We start from the raw sequence: 19951 nt of genomic DNA on the forward strand, positions 1-19951 counted from the left end.
TTGATCCCTGCGTCCAGACTGTCTTATATCGGTATTTCGAGTCGAACCTGGTACACGCCATTCACCAGCGCCGACTGGAACCGGCCCTCGACATCGTGCAGCAGCGCGAGCCGCTGGCGCACATTGTCCTGCGCCAGCCCGTGCCCCGGCGGGCCGCTGCCGGCGGGCACGGTGTTCGTCACCTTGATCACCACCGTGCCACCGCGGCGCTTGGTCGTGATGCGCACGGTGGCCCCGGTCGGGCTGGGTTCGACGCCGTGCTTGACGGCATTCTCGACCAGCGGCTGCAGGATCAGCGGTGGCAGCTTCGCGCCGGCCGCTTTCGGGTCCAGGTTCCATTCCAGCCGCAGCCGGTCGCCAAAGCGCACCTGCTCGATCGCCAGGTAGTGCTCGGCCAGCGCCAGCTCCTGCGACAGCGGCACCGCCTCCTGCGAATCGGCCAGGGCGTGGCGGAACAGCTCGCTCAGGTCTTCCAGCAGGGCCTCGGCCTTGGCGGGCTCGGCGCGCACCAGCGCGATCGCGCTGTTGAGCGTGTTGAAGAGAAAGTGCGGGCGGATGCGCGCCTGCAGCTCGGCCAGGCGCGCCGTGGTGCCGGCCGGGGCCTTGGCCCGAAGGCGCCAGACCAGGCCCGCCACGACCACGGTCGCGACCAGCGCGCCGCTGGCGGCGCTGGCCAGCCAGGGGGCCGGAGACACCAGACCGGCCCAGACCAGCATGCCGCAACCGTAGATCGCCGACACCGCGCCCAGGCCGATGCCCGCCGCCCACTGGGCCGGCATGGGCAGGCGCGCCAGTTGCCGCTTGAGGCCGCAGGTCACCAGCAGCCAGATCAGCACCGAGGGCAGCGTGGCCGCGGTCAGCACCGCCAGCGTCTCCAGCCAGCCCACCACGCTCTGCGCGCCGTACAGCGCCGCCACCCAGGCGATCGCCTGCACGAACAGCACCACGCGCAGCACCACGCCCAGTTGACAGGTGTCGTACACCAGTTCGACGTCGCGCCGGTGCTCGGGCATCTGCGACAGCGGCAGCGCGCCCATGGTCGACGACAGGTCCTGGAAGCTCGATAAAATTCGGGAGTCCCGCATGGCTCGCACTATAGGTTGTCGCCGTCAGACCGCATGGTCCACAGCGCCCGGGGCCATTCCTCCAGGCGCACGCGCCGCCCTCCGATCCTTTCTCTCGCCGCTGGCACCACCATGTCCACCAACCAACTCGACAAGAAATCCGAAGCCTGGTCCGCCCTATTCTCGGAGCCCATGAGCGAGCTGGTCAAGCGCTACACCGCCAGCGTGTTCTTCGACAAGCGCCTCTGGCTGGCCGACATCACCGGCAGCCTGGCCCACGCCGAGATGCTGGCCGCACAGAACATCATCGGTGCCAGCGACCTGGCCGACATCCAGCGCGGAATGGCGCAGATCCGCTCGGAAATCGAGGCCGGCAGCTTCGAGTGGAAGCTGGACCTGGAAGACGTGCACCTGAACATCGAGGCGCGCCTGACGCAACTGGTGGGCGACGCCGGCAAGCGCCTGCACACCGGCCGCAGCCGCAACGACCAGGTGGCCACCGACGTGCGCCTGTGGCTGCGCGACGAGATCGACCTGATTTCGGATCTGCTCAAGGAGCTGCAGATCGCCCTCGTCGACGTGGCCGAGAAAAATGTGGACGTGATCCTGCCCGGCTTCACCCACCTGCAGGTTGCCCAGCCGGTGAGCTTTGCGCACCACCTGCTGGCCTATGTGGAGATGTTCAGCCGCGATGCCGAGCGCATGGCCGACGTGCGCCGCCGCACCAACCGCCTGCCGCTGGGCAGCGCCGCGCTGGCCGGCACCACCTACCCGCTCGACCGCGAGCGCGTCGCGAAGACGCTGGGCATGGAGGGCGTCTGCCAGAACAGCCTGGACGGCGTGAGCGACCGCGACTTTGCGATTGAATTCACTGCGGCGGCCAGCCTGTGCATGGTGCACATCAGCCGCTTCTCGGAAGAGCTGATCCTCTGGATGAGCCAGAACTTCTGCTTCGTGAAGATCGCCGACCGCTTCACCACTGGCTCGTCCATCATGCCGCAGAAGAAGAACCCCGACGTGCCAGAGCTCGCGCGCGGCAAGACCGGCCGCGTGGTCGGTCACCTGATGGGCCTGATCACCCTGATGAAGGGCCAGCCCCTGGCCTACAACAAGGACAACCAGGAAGACAAGGAGCCGCTGTTCGACACGGTCGACACGCTCAAGGACACGCTGCGCATCTTCTGCGAGATGGTGGGTGGTCAGCTGAACCCGGCCACGGGGCAGAAAGAAGGCGGCATCACCGTCAACGCCGCCGCCATGGAGGCCGCCGCCAACAAGGGCTATGCCACCGCGACCGACCTGGCCGACTATCTGGTCAAGAAGGGCCTGCCCTTCCGAGATGCGCACGAAACCGTGGCCCACGCCGTCAAGGCCGCCACCAGCCACAACTGCGACCTGTCCGAACTGCCGCTGGCCGTGCTGCAGGGCTTCAACGCGTCGATCGAAAAAGACGTGTACGAGTGCCTCAGCCTGCGCGGCAGCCTGAACGCCCGCAACACCCTGGGCGGCACCGCGCCTGCCCAAGTCAAGGCGCAGATCGCGCGCCACCGCACCCGCCTCGCCTGACAGCGGTCAGCCGGCCAGTTTCCTCAAGACTGGCGCACAGATGCCGATCTACTGGGGGTGAAAAAGTCCGTGGCCCACGGACACTCATCCCTGAACGGAGGTTGTCTTGTCCCTGCTCATGTACTGGATGGCCGGTGTTCTGGCGCTGGCCCTGGCCTGGTGGTTCTTCCGCCGCCCACCGGTGAAAGCGGCGCCCGCACGACCCATCGCTGCACAGCGCAGCAATGCCCCCGCGCTGCGCGCCGCCGCCCCGACACCCGCGCCCGCCGCCCGTGAAACCACCCTGCCGCCGGCCGAAGCCATGCCGGCGGAACTCGCTGGATTCCGCTGGCTGCGGGAACAGGACATCGACCCCGCACGCCGCGACGCCCTGCTGGCCGCCTTCCGCGGCATCCCGCGCCCCCCGCGTTCGATGCAGAAGCTGCTGTCGCCGGATTTCGTGGCCAAGGCCGGTTCCGCCGAGCTCAGCGAACTGGTGATGGGCGAGCCGCTGATCGCCGCCAAAGTGCTTTCAACGGTGAACTCGCCGATGTACGGGCTGTGCACCCCCGTGACCAACATCGGCCATGCGGTGACCTTCCTGGGCATGAACACCGTGCGCAGCATCTGCCTGCAGTACATGCTGGCCGAGGCCTTCAAGCCCAAGCTGGCCGAGGCGCAGCGCTGCTTCGACGCCATCTGGCAGGCCAGCGCCATCGCCAGCGAACTCTGCGTGCGGCTGGGCAAGGCGCTCAACCTGCCCGATGTGGGCAACCTCTCCACCCAGGTCGTGCTCAGCTTCGTGGGGCAACTGGCGGCCGCATCCCTGATTCCCGCCTCGCGCCTGGAGCCGTGGCACCACCAGAACCGGTTGCAGCGCGCCCACACCGAGCAGGAACTGCTGGGCCTGAACGCCAGCGAAATCGGCAGCCTGCTGATGAAGTCCTGGGAGCTGCCCGAGAGCCTGATCGACGAGGTCTGCGGCGTCGGCCGCCAGCTGGCGACGCCTTTCATGGTCACCGACCGCGCCCGGGCACCGCGGTTTGCGCTGGGCTATCTCTGCGCCCGACTGGGCGAGCACTTTGCGCTGGGAGAGCTCGACAGCCTCGAAGGCTACGACCCGGCGCTGGACATTGCCGCCGACACCCACCACCTGCGCGCCAGCCTGGCCCACCCCGCCCTGGCCCGGCTCGATCAGGCGCTGGCCGCGCCCGAACTGCAGGCCGCGCTGGACCAGATGATGGGCCGCGCCACCGCCGAGGCTTGACCCCGGTCAAGCGCCCGGGCAGTGGTTTGCAGCTACAGTGACGTCCCATGGAAGCGACCACCACCCCCGAAGCCCCCGCCCAGGCCACCACCGGGCTGGACTGGACCCCGCAGCTGCAGACCGGCGACGGCCGCATGGACGACACCCATGAAGAGTTTGTGGAGATGCTCAACCGGCTGCTGGCCACCCCGCAAGACCAGCAACTGCCGCTCTACCTCGAGTTCATCGAGCACACCAAGGAGCACTTCGCCCAGGAAGAGCGCTGGATGGTGGCCACCGGCTTCGCGCCCGACAACTGCCACGCCGGCCACCACGCCACCATCATGGAAACGCTGCACGCCGTGGTGGAGCACTACGAAAAAGACGACAAGGAAATCATCACACGCCTGGCCGAGGCGCTGGTCGAGTGGTTCCCGCAGCACGCCGCCACCATGGACGCCGGCCTGGCGCTGCACATGAAGGACGTGGGCTTCGACTCCCGCACCGAAACCCTGGCCGACCCGAGCCGTGTGCGCCCCGCCACCATGAGCGGCTGCGGCAGCGTCAGCTGCTCCTGACCGCCACCGGGCGGCTACAGTGGGTGGATGAACACACCCACCGCCGTCGCCCCGCCCGCGGGCAGCCGCATCGCCCTGCGCCTGGAAGGCGCCGACTTCCACGATGCCTGGGCCATCGACGCCGCCGACCCCTCGCTCAGCGCCCTCGGCCAGTTCCTGAAATCGGCCCGGGCGACGCCGCGCTGGGTCGATGCCTGCATGACGCTGCGCAACCGCGCGGTGCAACTGGTGGGCCTGAAGAACCTGGGCGAACTCTCCGGCATCCACCCCGCCCGCCCCGACGCCGACTACCGGCCTGGCGAGCGCGTGGGCATCTTCACCCTGTTCGAGAACACGCCCGACGAGGTGCTGCTGGGTGACCGCGACAAGCACCTGGACGTGGTGGTCTCGGTGCATTGCGCCCGCCCAGCCGGACAGCCCGTGCGTGTGACGGTCACCACCGTGGTCCACACCAAGAACCGGCTCGGACGGCTCTACATGCTGCCGGTCAGGCCCATGCACAAGCTGATCGCGCCGTCGGTGCTGCGCGCGATCGGTGCATGACGCACCACGCTTGTCGACAAACCTCTCCATTGGTGCGTTTTTTGCTTTGACATGGTGCGATTCGCCATGCAGATCCTGTTTTGGCGCCAATCACGCACCAAAAAACGCTTTCTGCACGGAGATTCCTCATGGACGCACTCAAACAGGGCGCCGACGCCCTGTTCATCCTGCTCGGCGGGATCATGGTTCTGGCCATGCACGCCGGTTTCGCCTTTCTTGAACTCGGCACGGTCCGGAAAAAGAACCAGGTCAACGCCCTGGTCAAGATCCTGGTCGACTTCTCGGTCTCGACCATCGCCTACTTCGTCGTCGGCTACGGCGTCGCCTACGGCACGCACTTCTTCATCGGCGCCGAAACGCTGGCCCAGAAGAACGGCTACGACCTGGTCAAGTTCTTCTTCCTGCTGACCTTTGCCGCCGCCATCCCCGCCATCATCTCGGGCGGCATTGCCGAACGCGCCAAGTTCTGGCCACAACTGATCGCAACGGCCGTCATCGTCGGATTTTTCTATCCGTTCTTCGAGGGCATCGCCTGGAATGGCCACTTCGGCGTGCAGGCCTGGATCGAGGCCACCACCGGCGCCACCTTCCACGACTTCGCCGGCTCCATCGTGGTGCACGCGGTCGGCGGGTGGATCGCGCTGCCCGCGGTCATCTTCCTGGGCGCCCGCGCCAACCGCTACCGCAAGGACGGCGGCATCTCGGCCCACCCGCCCTCGAACATCCCCTTCCTGGCACTGGGCGCCTGGATCCTCTGCGTGGGCTGGTTCGGCTTCAACGTGATGAGCGCGCAGACGCTGGACAAGATCTCGGGCCTGGTCGCGGTCAACTCGCTGATGGCCATGGTCGGCGGCACGCTGGCCGCGCTGATCGCCGGCAAGAACGACCCCGGCTTCGTGCACAACGGCCCACTGGCCGGTCTGGTGGCTGTGTGCGCCGGCTCGGACCTGATGCACCCGCTGGGCGCACTGGTGGTGGGCGTGGTCGCCGGCCTGCTGTTCGTCACCATGTTCACTCTGACCCAGAACCGCTGGAAGATCGACGACGTGCTCGGCGTCTGGCCGTTGCATGGCCTGTGCGGCACCTGGGGCGGCATCGCCGCCGGCATCTTCGGTCAAAAAGTGCTCGGTGGCCTGGGCGGCGTCAGCTTCGGCGGGCAACTGTTGGGAACCACGATGGGTGTGGCCTGGGCGCTGCTGGGCGGGCTGGTGGTCTACGGCCTGCTGAAAGCGACACTGGGGCTGCGGCTGGACCAGGAAGAAGAGTACGACGGCGCCGACCTGAGCATCCACAAAATCAGCGCCACCCCGGACCGCGAAGTCAGCTGGTGAACCCGGGCCGGGACGGTGGCGCTCAGTGCGCCACCGACTTCGAGAACAGGTTGATCACGAGCACCCCCGCGACGATCAGGCCCATGCCCAGCAGGGCGGGGCCATCCAGCGACTGGCCGAACACCAGCCAGGCGATCAGCGAGATCAGCACGATGCCCACGCCCGACCAGATGGCATAGGCCACGCCGGTCGGCACGCTGCCCAGCGTCTGCGCCAGACAGTAGAACGAAATCGCATAGCCGACCACCGTGGCCACGCTGGGCCACAGGCGGGTGAAGCCTTGGGACGTCTTGAGCAGAGAGGTGGCGATCACCTCGGCCACGATGGCCGCGCCGAGGTAGAGGTAGGCGGTCTTCATAAAGGGAATCTACCCCCGCGGCAAGGGCCCGCGGGGGACCACCATGGCCGTGGCCGCAAGGTCCGCCCGGCACTTGACCTACAGTTGCATGAATGCCTGCCGCCCGCCTCAACGTCCTCTTCGTCTGCAGCCGCAACCAGTGGCGCAGCCCCACGGCTGAGCAGATCTGGCGGCGGCATCCGCAGCTCAATGTGCGCTCCGGCGGCACCAGCCCCAGCGCGCGCCACACGGTCTCGGACGCTGACATCGAGTGGGCCGACGTGGTGATCGTTATGGAGCAGAAACACAAGTCGCGGCTCGTCGCGGACTTCGGTGACCTTCTGGCTGACAAGCTCGTTCACGTGCTCGACATCCCCGACGAGTACAAGTACATGGACCCCGAGCTGGTTGAACTGCTGGAGCAGGCGGTCGGCCACCTTCTGAACATCGAATGACCACACCCCCCAAAGCCACCCCCCGCGAATGGTGGGGTCTGGCCGTGATCGCCCTGCCCTGTCTGGTCTATGCCATGGACCTGACGGTGCTCAACCTCGCGGTGCCGGCGCTCAGCCGCGCACTCGCGCCCAGCGCCTCGCAGCTGCTGTGGATCATCGACATCTACGGCTTTCTGGTTGCCGGCTTCCTCATCACCATGGGCACGCTGGGCGACCGCATGGGGCGGCGGCGCCTGCTGCTGATCGGCGCTGCGTTTTTTGCGGCGGCCTCGGTGCTGGCCGCGTTCGCGCGCACGCCGGCAGAGCTGATCGTGCTGCGCGCACTGCTGGGCATTGCCGGCGCCACGCTGGCGCCGTCCACGCTCTCGCTGATCCGCAACATGTTCCACGAAGAGACCCAGCGCCAGTTCGCCATCGGCGTGTGGATCGCCGCGTTCTCGGTCGGCAGCGCCATCGGCCCGCTGGTGGGCGGCTGGCTGCTGGAGCATTTCTGGTGGGGCTCGGTGTTCCTGCCCGCGGTGCCGGTGATGGTGCTGCTGCTGGTGCTGGGGCCGCGCCTGCTGCCCGAGTACCGCGACGAGAACGCCGGCCGCGTCGACGCCGCCAGCGTGCTGCTCTCGCTGGCCGCCGTGCTCGGCACCATCTACGCCATCAAGGCCATGGCCGAGGCCGGGCCGAGCGCGGCGCGGCTGGCGCTGCTTGTGGCCGGTCTGGCGGTGGGCTGGGTGTTCGTGCGGCGCCAGCGGGTGATCAGCTACCCGCTGCTGGAACTGCGGCTGTTCGCCATCCCCACCTTCCGCACCGCCATCGTGGCCTACGCGCTGTCGTGTCTGGCCATGTTCGGCGTCTACATCTTCATCGCGCAATACCTGCAAATGGTGCTGATGCTCACGCCGCTGCAGGCCGGCTGGGCCACCGTGCCCTGGGCCGGCGGCTTCGTGTTCGGCTCCATGGTGCTGGCGCCGAAGATGGCGGCGCGCTACGGCCCTGGCCCGGTGCTGGTCTGGGGCCTGGCCGCGGCCGCCGTGGGCATGTTGCTGATGGTGGCGGCCGACGGCCCGTGGGCGCTGTGGGTGCTGGTGGCCGGCATGGTGGTGGTCAGCCTGGGCATGGCGCCGGTGTTCGCGGTGGGCACCGAACTGATCATCACCTCGGCACCGCCCGAGCGCGCGGGCGCAGCTTCGTCCATCGCCGAAACCGCCTCGGAATTCAGCGGTGCGCTGGGCATCGCGCTGTTCGGCAGCGCGGGCACCCTCATCTACCGCCACCAGTTGGGCGGCGCGGGGTTGGCTGATGTGCCGGCGCAGGCACAGAGCACGCTGGGCGGCGCCCTCGAAGCCACGAACCGGATGCTGCCGGATGCGGCCCGGGCACTGGTGAGCGCCGCGCAGGCAGCCTTCACCGACGCCCTGCAGTTCACGGCGCTGGTCAGCAGCGTGCTGGTGCTGCTGGCCAGTGTGCTGGCGGCGCGCATGCTGCGTCGGCCGTCGTAGCCGCTGCGCGGGTCACACCATGGTGTTGACCTGCGTGCCCACCGGGCCGCTGCCGGCCAGCGGCAGGTTGCCCGCCACGGAATTGAGCAGCGAGGCCGCGGCCGACTCCTGCGTCTGCATGGCCTCCTTGAGCACCGCGATCTGCACCTGCTGCTCGGCCGCGCCACGGCGCGTCTGGATCACGCGGTCCACGACCAGGGCGGGGGAAACGGACATGTCCATGGGGAATCCTTCGAAGCTGTTCAGACCTTATCGGCGGCAAGGCCGGGCGGCTTGAACTGTCTCAGCCGCCCCGTGCGCCGTCCAGCAAGGACCTCAGCGCGGCCCGCAGCACCTCGGTGGCTTCGTCGGCTGCGAGCAGCCCCGAGCTGACAAAGGCGCCGTTCACCAGCACGGCAAGCTGCGCCGCGAGCTGGTCGGGCCGGGGGACGTTCAGGCGCCGGGCGATGTCCAGCAGGCGGCCCCGCAGCGCCACCATGTGCCGCCGGGAGACCAGGCGGGCCGGGTGGTCCTGCTCGGCGAACTCGGCAGCCACGTTGATCTGCGGACAGCCGCGGTAGTTCGAACGGGCCAGGCGCTCGCCGATCCAGCGCATGTGCGCGTCCAGCTCACCCGCGGGATCGTCGGGGAACTGCGCGGCCACGCCGTCCCAGGTCGCCCAGAAATCGAGATCTTCCCTCTCCAGGAAAGCGACGATGAGATCGTCCTTGGTGGGGAAGTAGCGGTACAGGCTGGTCTTGGCCACCGCCGCCTCCAGCACGACCAGGTCGACGCCGACCGCGCGCACGCCGCGCTCGTAGAACAGCCGGGAGGCGGTGTCGAGGATGCGCTCGCGGACGTCGGGCGCGGAGTCTCGCGCGGCAGAAGAACTATTTTTAGTGGGCATTCTTGACATGATACAGACCTGTCTGTAATCTCAAAAGAACAGACAGGTCTGTATCTGTATTCTTCACCCGAAAGGACTCCCATGAACACCTCCAACCCAAGCATCGCCGTGGTGGGCGCCACAGGTCACACCGGTCAATTTGTCGTTCAGGAAGCGCTGCGCCGCGGCCTGTCGGTGGTGGCCGTCGGACGCAGCGCCGCCCGGCTCGAAGAGACCATGCCCCCGGCCGTTCCCCGGCGCGTGGCGGAGTTCGGTGATCCGGCCAGCCTCGAACAGGCCTTCGCCGGCTGCGCCGTGGTCATCAACTGCGCGGGGCCGTTTCTCGACACCGCGGCGCCCGTGGCCCAAGCGGCGCTGCGGGCCGGGTGCCACTACATCGACGTGACGGCAGAGCAGCCCAGCGCGCAAGCGAGTTTTGTCGAGCTCGATGCCCCAGCGCGTGCAGCCGGCCGGGTGGTGATCCCGGCGGCGGCCTTCTACGGGGGGCTCGCCGATCTGCTCTCCAGCGCGCTGGCCACGCAGGGCGGCACGGGCGGTGGCATCGACGAGATCACCGTGGCCATCGCGCTGGACCACTGGTGGCCCACCGAAGGCACACGCAAGACCGGCGAGCGCAACAAGGCGCCGCGGATGGTCGTGAAGGATGGGCGCCTGGCGCCGCTGGTGCCCTCGGCCGAGGTGCCGGACTGGGCCTTCTCCGCGCCACTGGGTCGCCAGGCCATGCTCGAGATGCCCTTCAGCGAAGTCATCACGCTCGCCCATCACCTGAAGGTCGGTGAAGTCCGCTCGCTGCTCAACCGCTCGGCATTGGCAGACATCCGCGACGCCTCGACCCCGCCACCCACGGCGGCGGACGAGCGGGGACGCTCCGCGCAGCGCTTCGAACTGGTGGTGCGCCTCGTGCAGGACGGCATGACCCGGACGGCTGGCGTGCGGGGGCAGGACATCTATGCCGTGACGGCGCCCATCGTGACCGAAGTCGTCCAGCGTCTGCTGGCACCTGGGTACCACCGCAGCGGCGCGCTCGCGGTGGCGGAAGCGGTGGATCCGGTGGACCTGCTGCGTTCGCTGCATGGCCCCGCGCTGGAGGTGTTTGAAGACGGAACCGCCCCGGCGCTTCGCTTCTGACGGCCTTGCCTGGCCGGTAACAAAACGAACACAATGGCCGCAGAGCCATTCCGGCCACACCCCACACGCCGCCCAGGGAGGGAGCGACATGGACACAGAGGCAGCCGCGCGCGCATTCCACATCCGCATCGACCGCGAACTCACCCACCCGCAAGTGCTCCGCCTGCTGGACGAACACCTGGCCGGCATGCGCGCCGCGTCGCCGCCCGAATGCGTGTTCGCGCTGGATCTGGACGGCCTGCGCCGGCCCGAGATCACCTTCCTCACCGCCTGGCGCCGGCCGGCCGATGCCCCGCCGGGCGCCAAGACCGAAGAGGTGGGCGAGCTCGTCGCCATGGGCGCCCTCAAGGAACTGACGCCCACCACCGCCACCGAAGGCGGCCACGGCGAACTCAAGTCCATGCGCACCAGCGCCCGCCACCTGCGCCAGGGCGCCGCGCAGGCCATCCTCACCGAACTGCTGAACCTCGCCCGCCAGCGCGGCTACGCGCGCGTCAGCCTGGAAACCGGCAGCACACCTCCGTTTGATGCGGCGATTGCGATGTACCGGCGGTTCGGGTTTGTGGAGTGCGGGCCGTTTGCGGATTACCGGGAGGATCCGTTTAGTCGGTTTTTCAGTATCGATTGGCAATAAGACCGAGCACAGACCAACCTAGCTCGATCAGAATTTATTCCAAGATAAAAATGAACAACGAGAAATACATTGGCTACATCAAGTACGAAGGCAAACTGGTCGAAGATGGTCTAATGGACGCTCGGAGACAAGCAAAAGCCCTATTCGCCTTTGACTCGGCTCTACGCTACTTTATAGCGAAGCAGGCCCCAGATTTTCGAAACTTAGATTTTGAGATCCCCGTTCAAATACGCAAGGGCTCGTGGGAAGCACTAATTCCTGAAACAGTGGCAGGCTGGATACAAGCCGGACTAGGCGCAGTCGCAACCGCCTACTTCACAAAAGCTGCTCAAAAGATGGCGGAGAAAGATTTTGAAGACTTCGGAATAACCGATTTATTCAAGAAGGCTCTCAACAGCATTAAGTGGTTCGCCAGGATAGGAAAGCACACTGGAGACGTAACAATTCGCGAGTTCAAAAATGTGCGATTTTCCGATGATCAGTCACAGATTGGAATAATAAACTCCGCAGGAGAAATTCTCTTCGTTCCAAAGCAAGTTCTTGATCTTTACATAAGCACAAACCCAAAGTTACTCGAAGAACTTGCGGCAAACATTCAAAACGGACGCAACCTAATCATAGGCACACTAGAAAATGGCGTGACCGACGAAGAAATTATCAACCCATCAGAAAAGTGGATTTTTTGCGATGAGAATGAAACTGAAGAAGATGTATTGTTTCCAGAATTGATTCATGGAGACTATGTTGTCCTAGAAGGAGAAGTGACCCGCGAAAACAAGACCTCCAATTCAATGGGATTCAAGTACAAAGACCATATTCTCACCGCCTATCCAGAAACAGGAAGCATTGTTAACTACAAGTCGATTTTGTTTCTTAGATGCAGACTCTTTGGGACAGTCAACCGCATCGATGAGAAAGGCCGCATAGGCGCACGCCGACCAAAGCTCTATTTCTCTAATTTGGAACCACTAGAAGAGGCGGACGAGGACGGGGATCTATTTGGGTAGCACCCAAACGACGGGTACGGGGACACGAGTATCGGGGTCATGCCTTGCCTTTCGCCTTCTCTTTCACCCGCTCCCGCAACACCGTCTTCAACACCTTCCCATAGTTGTTCTTCGGCAGCGCCTCGACAAACTCGTACCGCTTAGGCCGCTTGAACCGCGCAATCTGGTCCAAGCAGAAGCCGTCGAGCGTCTTCGCATCCAGCGCCGCCCCTGGTTGCGGCACCACGAACGCCACCACGATTTCGCCCCATTCGGGGTCGGGCGCGCCGACCACGGCGACTTCGGCCACGGCGGGCGCGTGCAGCAGCACCTCTTCCACCTCGCGCGGGTAGATGTTGCTGCCGCCGCTGATGATCAGGTCCTTGCTGCGGTCCTTGAGGGTGAGGAAGCCGTCGGCGTCGAGCGCGCCCATGTCGCCGGTCCAGAGCCAGCCGTCGCGGATGGCCGCCTGCGTGGCCTCCGGGTTCTGCCAGTACCCGGCCATGACGCTGTCGCCCCGGATCAGCACTTCACCCACCTCGCCTGGGGGCAGTGATTGGCCGTTGGGCCCGGCGACGCGGATGCGGACCGGGGTCTGCGCCACGCCGACGGAGGCGATGCGCGCCTCGTGCCGCGGGTGGGCGGTGTCTGCCAGGTGGGCGCGGCCGAGGGCGGTGCCGGTCATGGGGCTTTCGCCCTGGCCGTAGATCTGCACGAAGCGCGGGCCCATGGTGCGCAGCGCGCGGCGGATGTCGGCGGCGTACATGGGTGCGCCGCCGTAGACGATGGTCTTGAAGCTCTGCCCGCACTGTTCGGGCGTGAGGCCCTGCGCCTCGGCTTCGTCGACGATGCGTTTGACGATGGTGGGCGCGGCAAACAGCGAGAGCGGTCCGAGCTGGCGGCCGAGGTCGAACAGCTCGGCGGCGTCGAAGCCGCCCGAGGCGGGCACCACGTGCCGCGCGCCGGCCATGAGGTGCGGGAGGGCGTAGAGCCCCGCCCCGTGCGACATGGGTGCGGCGTAGGCGATGGCGTCCTGCGGATCGACGTGATCGACGTCGTTGAAGTAGCCCAGGCCCATGGTGAGCAGGTTGCGGTGCGTGATCATCACGCCCTTGGGCCGGCCGGTGGTGCCGCTGGTGTAGAACAGCCAGGCGGTGTCGTCGGGGGCGCGCTCCTCTATATATATGTGGCCTTCGCCCTTGCCTGGGTCCACGTTGACCCAGGCGTCGCATTCGGCGCTGTCCACCTCCATCACGCCGTCGAGCCCGGTGAGTTCCGCCGGGTCGGGCACGATGTCCGCCGTGACGAAAGCCCACCGTGCCCCGGCGTTCTCCACGATCCACTGCACTTCCTTGAGGTGCAGCTTGGCGTTCACCGGCACCGCCACCAGCCCGGCCCACCAGGCGCCGAACAGCAGTTCCAGGTAGCGCGGGTGGTTGCGCATGAAGAGCAGCACGCGGTCACCGGGCGTCAGGCCCACCGCGCGCAGGTGAGCACCCACTCGCGCAGCGCGCTCGGCCCATTGGGCGTGGGTGGCCACGGCCTGTGTGCCGCTGAAGATGGCCGCGCGGTCGGGGTGTTCGAGCGCCTTGCGCTGCAGCAGGTGGGCGAGGTTCATGGGGCCATCTCCGATGGGGGTCAGGAAAGGGGATTGTGGGCCGGCGTCAGGCAGCCGGAGGGTGTGCGGCCTTACAGTGGTTCGCATGAGCGACACCCTGCCCCCGCTGATCACCGCCCTGATGGAGCCTGCGCGCTACACACACCCTGTCGACCGCGTCGAGCTGACGGAAACGCACGGCGCCTGGGTGCTGCTGGCGGGCGAGTTCGCCTACAAGATCAAGAAGCCGGTGCGCTTCGCGTTCATGGACTTCAGCACACTGGCCGCGCGGCGCCACGCCTGCGAGACCGAGATCCGCGTGAACCGGCGCTTCCAGCAGCACGACCGGCCGGCCACCCACATCTACCTGGGCGTGCGGCCCATCGTCGGCGCGCCAGGCGATCCGCGCTGGGGCGAGGCCGGCACCGAAGACGATCTGCGGGCGGTGGAGTTCGCGGTGCAGATGCGCCGCTTCGACGAGGCAGCGCGGCTGGACCATGTGTGCCGGCGCGGCGCGCTGACGGCGGAACACATCGCCGGGCTGGCGCGGCGCATGGCGGCGTTCCAGGCGCGCGCGGCGGTGGCCGGCAAGACCCAGCCCTGGGGCCACGCGACGGCGGCGATGCGCTGGCCGCGCGACAACTTCAACACCCTGCGCGCAATGCTGAAGGCGCCCGCCGACGCTGCGCTGGTGCAGGCGCTGAGCGACTGGACCGAGCAGCGCTTCATCGCCATCGAACCCCTGCTCTCGCGGCGGCGGCAGAAGGAGCGTGTGCGCGAGGGCCACGGCGATCTGCACCTGGCCAACCTCGTGCTGGTGGACGATGAGGTCCTGCCCTTCGACGCCATCGAGTTCAACGACGAGCTGCGCTGGATCGACGTGGCCAGCGACATGGCGTTCTGCTGGATGGACCTGCTGGACCACGGCCAGCCGGGGCTGGCGAACGTGCTGCTGAGCGAGTGGACCGACGCCAGCGGCGACGTGTCGGCGCACACCGTCTGGGGCTTTTTTGCCAGCTACCGGGCGGGCGTGCGCGCCAAGGTGGCGGCGATCCGCGCGGGGCAGCTGGCCGGCACGCCGGAAGCGGACGAACACCTGGCCGAGGCTCGGCGCTACCTGGCGCTGGCGCAGGACATCGCCCATCCGCCCGCGCCGCAGTTGGTCATCACCCACGGCCTGTCGGGCAGCGGCAAGACCTGGGCCTCGGGCGGCTGGCTGCAGACCGAAGCCACGGGCCGCGCGATCCGCCTGCGCTCGGACGTGGAGCGCAAGCGCCTGCACGGCGTGAGCCCGCTGGCGGCTAGCGGCTCGGGCCTGAACACGGGCCTGTACCGTCCGCAGGCGCATGAGGAAACCTACGCCTCGCTGCGCGCGCGCGCCCGCATGCTGCTGCAGGACGGCTGGTCGGTGGTGGTGGACGCGGCCTTTCTGCGCGAAGCCGAGCGGCGCTCGTTTGCCGAACTGGCCGAGGCCGAAGGCTGCCCCTTCCACATCCTGGCCTGCGAGGCGCCGGTGGACGAATTGCGCCGGCGCATCGGCGCACGGCAGGCCGCGGGCAAGGACGCTTCGGAGGCGACGCTGGCGGTGCTGGAGCAGCAGCTGGGCTGGCTGGAGCCGCTGACCGAGGCCGAGCGGGCGCGGGGCCTAACGGCCTGAGCCCCGCGAGGCGATTCCGTCAGCGCCCGAAGATGCCGCGCAGGATGCTGCCGGCCGCGCCGGGCAGGCCGCCCGAGGGCTTTTCTTCCTGCGGTGCCGGGGCGCTGTCGCGGCCGCTGGCCATGCCGGCCATGTCCATGCCGAGCATCGCCATGGTCTGGCTCTTGGCGCGCACGCGCACCGACCACTCGGGCTGCCAGTTGTTCGGCGCCTTAGGCGGGCGCACCGGGTGGCTGAAGTGGCTCTCGGGACCGTAGGCAATCATGCGCAGCATGGCGCCGCCCGCCTCAGCCCGGCCGCCAGCGCTCTGCCCGCCCGCGAAGATGCCCTGGGGCACGGCGCACTGCGTGGTCTCGGGCGAGAGCAGCACCTTGTCCTTCACCCACTTGGTGGCCGTGGTCTCGGTGAGGTAGTCGAACAGGCCCAGGCCGGCGTCGCCATTGTCGGCGCTGGACCAGAGCACCATGTCGTCGCCCGCCATGCCCATGGCGTGCAGGTGGTAGGCGGCGGCGCGCGGCACGGGCTGCCACGACAGGCGGATGCTCTGCGACGGGTCGCCCTGCTGCTGCAGCTGGATGGCGGGCATCAGGTCCTGCCGCTCGGCCAGGGTGAACTGCATCGACTCGGGCACGCCCTCGCCGCGCACCTGGTGCACGCCCTGCAGCGAGGTGTCGGCCTTCGGGTTCACCGTGTTCTTCTCGTTGGGGTAGAGCGCGTGCTGCGCACCCACGCGGGCCGCACGCTCGGGCGCCATGCGGCCAGCCAGCGCACCGGCCCAGGCGGCGGGGTTGTTGGAGAGGTTGATGACCTTGGGCTGGCCGGCACGCACCGCCTCGCCGCAACCCCAGTAGATGAGGATGCGGCCCTTGATCTCGGGCACCTCCGCCGGGCCGCCCTCGCCCGCCTCCTTGAAGCTGGGGCTGGGCGGCACCAGCGGCAGCGACTCGCCCATGCCCATGGTCAGCGGCACGAACAGCGCGGCCTCGGTGCCGGGCTTGCGCGGGTTGTACAGCGCCACGTCGATCACGCGGCTGGGCGGGAAGGCGCCGGTCAGGCCCGGCTGGCTCCCCTGCTGGATGAAGCGGCCGCTGGCGTGGCCGTAGACGTGTGACCCACCGCCGCCCTTGTTGCCACCGAACAGCCCGCCGATGACGCCGCCCACGCCGCCCTGCATGAACTCGGGCATGCCGGTCATGGTGGAGGTGGAAAGGTCGATCCAGAGCTGGGTGGGGGCGGTCTGGGCCTGCGCCACCAATGGTGTGCACGCCAGCGCGGCGACCGCCGCCAGGGGTTGAAGGGATTGCACAAGCTGCTTCGAAAAACGCTGCACCATGGGGTTCCTCCGTTGCGGGCGACGGCCTGCAAAAACCATGATACGCCGCGCCCCTGGCGCTTCCAAGACGGCGTGCAGCGCTGCGTTCCCCCGGGCAAGGCATGCGGCCGGCGTGTCGGCGCTGTCCGACACGCCGGCGCGGGCGCGGCCGACAGGCCGTCGCGGCCGGCGGCCGGAACATCCGGTCACCTGCGACCTCCGGACCTCCGCCATGAACATCCCCCACACGGTCATTTCCACCACACCCGCCCAGCCGGTGATGCCCGGCGTGCAGCGCTTCGTGCTCTGCGGCGCCGCGCTGGCGCTCGGCATCCTGGGCCTGCACTTCGGCAAGGCGCTGCTGATTCCGCTGGCGCTGGCGGCGCTGCTGGCGTTTGCGCTCGACCCGGCCGTGAACTGGCTGCAGCGCCGGCGGTTGCCGCGGGGTCTGGCCGTGGGACTGGTGATGACATTCGCCATGACCGGACTGCTCGGTGCCGCCGCCGTGGCGACGGTGCAGGTGGGCGAACTCGGACAGGAACTGCCCACCCACCGCCAGAACATCCAGAAGAAGCTGCGCGAGCTGCGCCCGGCGCTGACGCCCTCGGGCACCACGCGGGAGGTGACGCGCCTGATGGACATGGTGGCGCGGGAAGTCGAAACCACCACGCGCGCGTTCGAGCCCCCGGGCACCGCGGCCCCCAAGGTGCAGCAGGTGGCGGTGGAAACCCGCAGCGGCAGCGCCCGCACCATCGACCTGGTGATGACGGTGGGCGTGCAGCTGGCCACGGTGGCGCTGGTGCTGATACTGGCGGTCATCATGCTGCTGCAGCGCGCCGAACTGCGCGACCGCCTGCTGCGGCTGCTGGGCGGCGACACGCCGCGCATGGCCGCGGCGCTGACGGAGTCGGGCCGGCGGGTGAGCCGCTACCTCACCGCGCAGCTGATGGTGAACCTGGGCTACGGCCTGCCGATGGCCCTGGGGCTGTGGTGCATCGGGGTGCCGGGCGCCTGGCTGTGGGGCGGGCTGGCGACGGTGCTGCGCTTCGTGCCCTACCTGGGACCGGCGCTGGGCGCGGTGTTCCCGCTGGTGCTGGCGTTCGCGGTCGACCCCGGCTGGTCGATGGTGCTGTGGACGCTGGGCCTGATCGCCACGCTGGAGCTGGTCAGCAACAACGTGGTCGAGCCCCTGGCCTACGGCGGCTCCACCGGCGTCTCGCCGCTGGCGGTGCTGCTCTCGGCCGCGTTCTGGGCGCTGCTGTGGGGACCGGTGGGGCTGGTGCTGGCCACACCGCTGACGGTGTGTCTGGTGGTGATGGGCCGGCACCTGGCGCCCCTGCGTTTTCTGGACGTGCTGTTCAGCAGCGCACCGCCGCGCCAGGCGGTGTCGGCACCGTCCTACACGCCGCGCTGACCTTGGCCGACACCAGCGCCTGCGACCGGCGCGCACACTGAATCCATCGCAGCCGTGGCGCTGCGGTAACCAACCAGGAGATCGCCATGCTGCATTACGCCGTCGTGTTCTTCGTGATCGCGCTGATCGCCGCCGTGCTGGGCTTTGGAGGCATCGCCGCCAGCGCCGCCGGCATCGCGAAGATTCTGTTCTTCGTGTTCCTGATCATGGCCGCGGCCACCTTCGTCTTCGGACTTTTCAAGCGCTGACGGGCGTTCACACCGCCCTGTTTCATTCCCTTCCTTTCAATCACAGGAGACTCCCATGAACACCAAAGTCAAGACCGCCATGGACAACGCCCAGGACATGATCGATGCCGGTGTGGACACCGCACAGCGGGCCGTGGCCCGCACGGCCGACCGGGCCGATGAGGCGCTGAGCGACTCGCGCCGCGCCGCGGCCGAGGCGGAAGCGAGCATCCAGGCCGGCCTGCGCCAGGTGCGCGATGCCGTGCCGGTGCACCTGAACCGCGCCGCCCACCGCGCCGAAGACCTGGCCCGTGCGGGGATCGACAAGGCCCGCGCCGCGGGCACGGTCGTGGCCAACAAGGCCCACGAGGTGGGCGAGCGCACCACCGACTACGTGCGCCAGGAGCCGGCCAAGGCCCTGCTGATGGCCGCCGCCGCGGGCGCCGCAGCCACGCTGCTGGTGACCTGGGCCGCCCGCCGCCGCGCCGAGCGCTACTGACACCGGCCGGGGGCCCGCACGGTGATACACCCCGCCTTCATGGCCCTGGCGCGGCAGCCTGGCCTGGTGCTGGAACATGCCGACGCCTATGTGGACCTCGCCTCGGCCGAGCTGGACGAGTGGGGCGCGCAGTGGAAGCACCGTGCCGGGCTGAACAGCGCCGCCGCCCTGCTGGCGGTGCTGGCCCTGGGGCTCGCGGGTGTGGCGGGGATTGCCGTGGCGGTGGTGCCGCTGGCGTCCATGCCCATGCCCTGGCTGCTGGTGGTCATCCCCGCGGTGCCGCTGCTGCTGGCGGCCCTGCTCGCCTGGCGCGCACACCGCCTGGAAAAGTCGCCACCCTTCGCCGCCCTGCGCCAGCAGATGGCGCAGGACCTGGCGACGCTGCGCATCCTGGACGAAGAATGAGCCCGCAACCTTCTTCGCCCGATCGACCGCCGACGGCTGCCCAGCGCAAGGCGCTGGCGCTCGCGCGTCTGGACGCCTCGCGCACGCTGCTGATCCAGCGGCTGTACCCGGCACCATCGGAACGCGGCGCTCACGCTGCCAGCGGTGATGCGGGCGTCGTGGGCCTGGTGGCCTCGCTGATGAATTCACTCATGGCCCGCGCCCAGCGCGACGGCCTGCCCCGGGCCGCGTGGCGCATCGCGCGCGCGCTGGCGCGCCGCTGGTGGATCCGCCAGCCCTGGCACGCGTCGGTGGAGCTGGTGGCGGGCACCCTGGCCGACGAGGTGAAGCCGGTCGTGCGCCGGCACCCCTGGGCCAGCCTGGCGGCCGCGGCCGCCGTGGGCGGCGCCTTGGTGATGGCCCGGCCCTGGGTGGTGCACTCACTGCGCCGCCAGACCCGCGACCTGCCCCACCGTGTGGGCCGCATGCTGTGGCAGCAGCTGGCGCAGGCGCCGGTGCAGCTGGCCCTGATCGGTGCGCTCACGGCCTGGCTCAAAGGCAGGGGCCAGCCACCGCCCCCTGCACCTACACCAACACCAGCCCCTCCTCCCACCGACGGCCCCTGAGGCCGCCCG

General features: G+C 68.4%; 22 protein-coding genes. 16 read left to right on the forward strand and 6 right to left on the reverse strand.

Going from position 1 to position 19951, the window contains the following annotated elements:
- Nucleotides 1–23: 23 nt before the first annotated feature.
- Nucleotides 24–1085: a histidine kinase gene (locus tag HPF_RS19290; RefSeq protein WP_165961744.1), complete on the reverse strand. Its 1062-nt coding sequence runs from the start codon at nucleotides 1083–1085 to the stop codon at nucleotides 24–26.
- A gap of 111 nt (nucleotides 1086–1196) precedes the next feature.
- Here HPF_RS19290 and argH point away from each other — a divergent pair, with 111 nt between their 5' ends.
- The 5 genes from argH to HPF_RS19315 all read left to right on the forward strand — a co-directional run bounded on the left by argH (nucleotide 1197) and on the right by HPF_RS19315 (nucleotide 6307).
- Nucleotides 1197–2630: an argininosuccinate lyase gene (gene argH, locus HPF_RS19295; RefSeq protein ID WP_133157562.1), complete on the forward strand. Its 1434-nt coding sequence runs from the start codon at nucleotides 1197–1199 to the stop codon at nucleotides 2628–2630.
- A gap of 106 nt (nucleotides 2631–2736) precedes the next feature.
- Nucleotides 2737–3876, forward strand: coding sequence for an HDOD domain-containing protein (locus HPF_RS19300; protein ID WP_133157563.1), 1140 nt, complete (start codon nucleotides 2737–2739; stop codon nucleotides 3874–3876).
- 47 nt (nucleotides 3877–3923) lie between these two features.
- Nucleotides 3924–4433 carry a hemerythrin domain-containing protein gene (locus HPF_RS19305; RefSeq protein WP_066153128.1) on the forward strand — a complete coding sequence of 170 codons (510 nt, stop codon included), beginning with the start codon at nucleotides 3924–3926 and terminating at the stop codon, nucleotides 4431–4433.
- A gap of 27 nt (nucleotides 4434–4460) precedes the next feature.
- Nucleotides 4461–4976, forward strand: coding sequence for a DUF2867 domain-containing protein (locus HPF_RS19310; protein ID WP_066153124.1), 516 nt, complete (start codon nucleotides 4461–4463; stop codon nucleotides 4974–4976).
- A 128-nt stretch (nucleotides 4977–5104) separates the two neighbouring features.
- The gene (locus HPF_RS19315; RefSeq protein ID WP_133157564.1) at nucleotides 5105–6307 is read left to right on the forward strand and encodes an ammonium transporter; all 1203 of its coding nucleotides are present in this window, start codon (nucleotides 5105–5107) and stop codon (nucleotides 6305–6307) included.
- Nucleotides 6308–6329: 22 nt separating this feature from the next.
- On the opposite strand, the gene HPF_RS19320 is transcribed toward HPF_RS19315, so the two are convergent.
- Complete coding sequence (locus HPF_RS19320; protein ID WP_133157565.1) at nucleotides 6330–6665, reverse strand: EmrE family multidrug efflux SMR transporter; 336 nt, start codon at nucleotides 6663–6665, stop codon at nucleotides 6330–6332.
- 92 nt (nucleotides 6666–6757) lie between these two features.
- Between HPF_RS19320 and HPF_RS19325 the strand changes: the two genes are divergently transcribed.
- Nucleotides 6758–7099, forward strand: coding sequence for a low molecular weight protein tyrosine phosphatase family protein (locus HPF_RS19325; RefSeq protein ID WP_133157566.1), 342 nt, complete (start codon nucleotides 6758–6760; stop codon nucleotides 7097–7099).
- Nucleotides 7096–8592 (forward strand): MFS transporter, encoded by a 1497-nt coding sequence (locus HPF_RS19330; RefSeq protein WP_133157567.1) that lies wholly within the window; start codon nucleotides 7096–7098, stop codon nucleotides 8590–8592. The genes HPF_RS19325 and HPF_RS19330 overlap by 4 nt, the downstream gene beginning before the upstream one ends.
- 12 nt (nucleotides 8593–8604) lie before the next feature.
- Here the strand turns inward: HPF_RS19330 and HPF_RS19335 are convergent, their stop codons facing one another.
- Both HPF_RS19335 and HPF_RS19340 read right to left on the reverse strand, forming a co-directional pair.
- Entirely contained in the window at nucleotides 8605–8808 is a 204-nt protein-coding gene (locus HPF_RS19335; RefSeq protein ID WP_165961745.1) for a putative motility protein, read from the reverse strand.
- A gap of 67 nt (nucleotides 8809–8875) precedes the next feature.
- Nucleotides 8876–9478, reverse strand: a complete 603-nt coding sequence (locus tag HPF_RS19340; protein ID WP_133157569.1) for a TetR/AcrR family transcriptional regulator — start codon at nucleotides 9476–9478, stop codon at nucleotides 8876–8878.
- Nucleotides 9479–9559: 81 nt separating this feature from the next.
- On the opposite strand from HPF_RS19340, the gene HPF_RS19345 reads away from it, so the two are divergent.
- The 3 genes from HPF_RS19345 to HPF_RS19355 all read left to right on the forward strand — a co-directional run bounded on the left by HPF_RS19345 (nucleotide 9560) and on the right by HPF_RS19355 (nucleotide 12247).
- The gene (locus tag HPF_RS19345) at nucleotides 9560–10606 is read left to right on the forward strand and encodes a saccharopine dehydrogenase family protein (RefSeq protein ID WP_133157570.1); all 1047 of its coding nucleotides are present in this window, start codon (nucleotides 9560–9562) and stop codon (nucleotides 10604–10606) included.
- A gap of 88 nt (nucleotides 10607–10694) precedes the next feature.
- Nucleotides 10695–11240, forward strand: coding sequence for a GNAT family N-acetyltransferase (locus HPF_RS19350; protein ID WP_133157571.1), 546 nt, complete (start codon nucleotides 10695–10697; stop codon nucleotides 11238–11240).
- 50 nt (nucleotides 11241–11290) lie between these two features.
- Nucleotides 11291–12247 (forward strand): hypothetical protein, encoded by a 957-nt coding sequence (locus tag HPF_RS19355; protein WP_133157572.1) that lies wholly within the window; start codon nucleotides 11291–11293, stop codon nucleotides 12245–12247.
- Nucleotides 12248–12284: 37 nt separating this feature from the next.
- On the opposite strand, the gene HPF_RS19360 is transcribed toward HPF_RS19355, so the two are convergent.
- Nucleotides 12285–13844 carry a class I adenylate-forming enzyme family protein gene (locus tag HPF_RS19360; RefSeq protein ID WP_133157573.1) on the reverse strand — a complete coding sequence of 520 codons (1560 nt, stop codon included), beginning with the start codon at nucleotides 13842–13844 and terminating at the stop codon, nucleotides 12285–12287.
- Between the two features lie 85 nt (nucleotides 13845–13929).
- Here HPF_RS19360 and HPF_RS19365 point away from each other — a divergent pair, with 85 nt between their 5' ends.
- Entirely contained in the window at nucleotides 13930–15480 is a 1551-nt protein-coding gene (locus tag HPF_RS19365; protein WP_133157574.1) for a bifunctional aminoglycoside phosphotransferase/ATP-binding protein, read from the forward strand.
- A 19-nt stretch (nucleotides 15481–15499) separates the two neighbouring features.
- On the opposite strand, the gene HPF_RS19370 is transcribed toward HPF_RS19365, so the two are convergent.
- A complete protein-coding gene (locus HPF_RS19370) occupies nucleotides 15500–16813 on the reverse strand; it encodes a hypothetical protein (protein ID WP_133157575.1) in 1314 nt (437 codons plus the stop codon).
- A 211-nt stretch (nucleotides 16814–17024) separates the two neighbouring features.
- On the opposite strand from HPF_RS19370, the gene HPF_RS19375 reads away from it, so the two are divergent.
- From HPF_RS19375 to HPF_RS19395, 5 genes are all read left to right on the forward strand, one after another.
- Complete coding sequence (locus HPF_RS19375) at nucleotides 17025–18206, forward strand: AI-2E family transporter (protein ID WP_165961746.1); 1182 nt, start codon at nucleotides 17025–17027, stop codon at nucleotides 18204–18206.
- 86 nt (nucleotides 18207–18292) lie between these two features.
- A complete protein-coding gene (locus HPF_RS19380; RefSeq protein WP_084397135.1) occupies nucleotides 18293–18454 on the forward strand; it encodes a DUF1328 domain-containing protein in 162 nt (53 codons plus the stop codon).
- A 55-nt stretch (nucleotides 18455–18509) separates the two neighbouring features.
- Complete coding sequence (locus tag HPF_RS19385) at nucleotides 18510–18932, forward strand: hypothetical protein (protein ID WP_133157577.1); 423 nt, start codon at nucleotides 18510–18512, stop codon at nucleotides 18930–18932.
- Nucleotides 18933–18971: 39 nt separating this feature from the next.
- On the forward strand, nucleotides 18972–19337 hold the full coding sequence (locus HPF_RS19390) for a phage holin family protein (protein ID WP_079366811.1): 366 nt from the start codon (nucleotides 18972–18974) through the stop codon (nucleotides 19335–19337).
- Nucleotides 19334–19942: a hypothetical protein gene (locus HPF_RS19395; RefSeq protein ID WP_133157578.1), complete on the forward strand. Its 609-nt coding sequence runs from the start codon at nucleotides 19334–19336 to the stop codon at nucleotides 19940–19942. The genes HPF_RS19390 and HPF_RS19395 overlap by 4 nt, the downstream gene beginning before the upstream one ends.
- Nucleotides 19943–19951: the final 9 nt, after the last annotated feature.

Source organism: Hydrogenophaga pseudoflava (assembly GCF_004353865.1).
Lineage (GTDB): Bacteria > Pseudomonadota > Gammaproteobacteria > Burkholderiales > Burkholderiaceae_C > Hydrogenophaga > Hydrogenophaga pseudoflava.

Coding starts and splice junctions, on each gene's coding strand:
- HPF_RS19290 (WP_165961744.1), bottom strand. CDS start 1,085: ATGCGGGACTCCCGAATTTTATCGAGCTTCCAGGACCTGTCGTCGACC.
- argH (WP_133157562.1), top strand. CDS start 1,197: ATGTCCACCAACCAACTCGACAAGAAATCCGAAGCCTGGTCCGCCCTA.
- HPF_RS19305 (WP_066153128.1), top strand. CDS start 3,924: ATGGAAGCGACCACCACCCCCGAAGCCCCCGCCCAGGCCACCACCGGG.
- HPF_RS19310 (WP_066153124.1), top strand. CDS start 4,461: ATGAACACACCCACCGCCGTCGCCCCGCCCGCGGGCAGCCGCATCGCC.
- HPF_RS19315 (WP_133157564.1), top strand. CDS start 5,105: ATGGACGCACTCAAACAGGGCGCCGACGCCCTGTTCATCCTGCTCGGC.
- HPF_RS19320 (WP_133157565.1), bottom strand. CDS start 6,665: ATGAAGACCGCCTACCTCTACCTCGGCGCGGCCATCGTGGCCGAGGTG.
- HPF_RS19325 (WP_133157566.1), top strand. CDS start 6,758: ATGCCTGCCGCCCGCCTCAACGTCCTCTTCGTCTGCAGCCGCAACCAG.
- HPF_RS19330 (WP_133157567.1), top strand. CDS start 7,096: ATGACCACACCCCCCAAAGCCACCCCCCGCGAATGGTGGGGTCTGGCC.
- HPF_RS19335 (WP_165961745.1), bottom strand. CDS start 8,808: ATGTCCGTTTCCCCCGCCCTGGTCGTGGACCGCGTGATCCAGACGCGC.
- HPF_RS19340 (WP_133157569.1), bottom strand. CDS start 9,478: ATGCCCACTAAAAATAGTTCTTCTGCCGCGCGAGACTCCGCGCCCGAC.
- HPF_RS19345 (WP_133157570.1), top strand. CDS start 9,560: ATGAACACCTCCAACCCAAGCATCGCCGTGGTGGGCGCCACAGGTCAC.
- HPF_RS19350 (WP_133157571.1), top strand. CDS start 10,695: ATGGACACAGAGGCAGCCGCGCGCGCATTCCACATCCGCATCGACCGC.
- HPF_RS19355 (WP_133157572.1), top strand. CDS start 11,291: ATGAACAACGAGAAATACATTGGCTACATCAAGTACGAAGGCAAACTG.
- HPF_RS19360 (WP_133157573.1), bottom strand. CDS start 13,844: ATGAACCTCGCCCACCTGCTGCAGCGCAAGGCGCTCGAACACCCCGAC.
- HPF_RS19365 (WP_133157574.1), top strand. CDS start 13,930: ATGAGCGACACCCTGCCCCCGCTGATCACCGCCCTGATGGAGCCTGCG.
- HPF_RS19370 (WP_133157575.1), bottom strand. CDS start 16,813: ATGGTGCAGCGTTTTTCGAAGCAGCTTGTGCAATCCCTTCAACCCCTG.
- HPF_RS19375 (WP_165961746.1), top strand. CDS start 17,025: ATGAACATCCCCCACACGGTCATTTCCACCACACCCGCCCAGCCGGTG.
- HPF_RS19380 (WP_084397135.1), top strand. CDS start 18,293: ATGCTGCATTACGCCGTCGTGTTCTTCGTGATCGCGCTGATCGCCGCC.
- HPF_RS19385 (WP_133157577.1), top strand. CDS start 18,510: ATGAACACCAAAGTCAAGACCGCCATGGACAACGCCCAGGACATGATC.
- HPF_RS19390 (WP_079366811.1), top strand. CDS start 18,972: ATGGCCCTGGCGCGGCAGCCTGGCCTGGTGCTGGAACATGCCGACGCC.
- HPF_RS19395 (WP_133157578.1), top strand. CDS start 19,334: ATGAGCCCGCAACCTTCTTCGCCCGATCGACCGCCGACGGCTGCCCAG.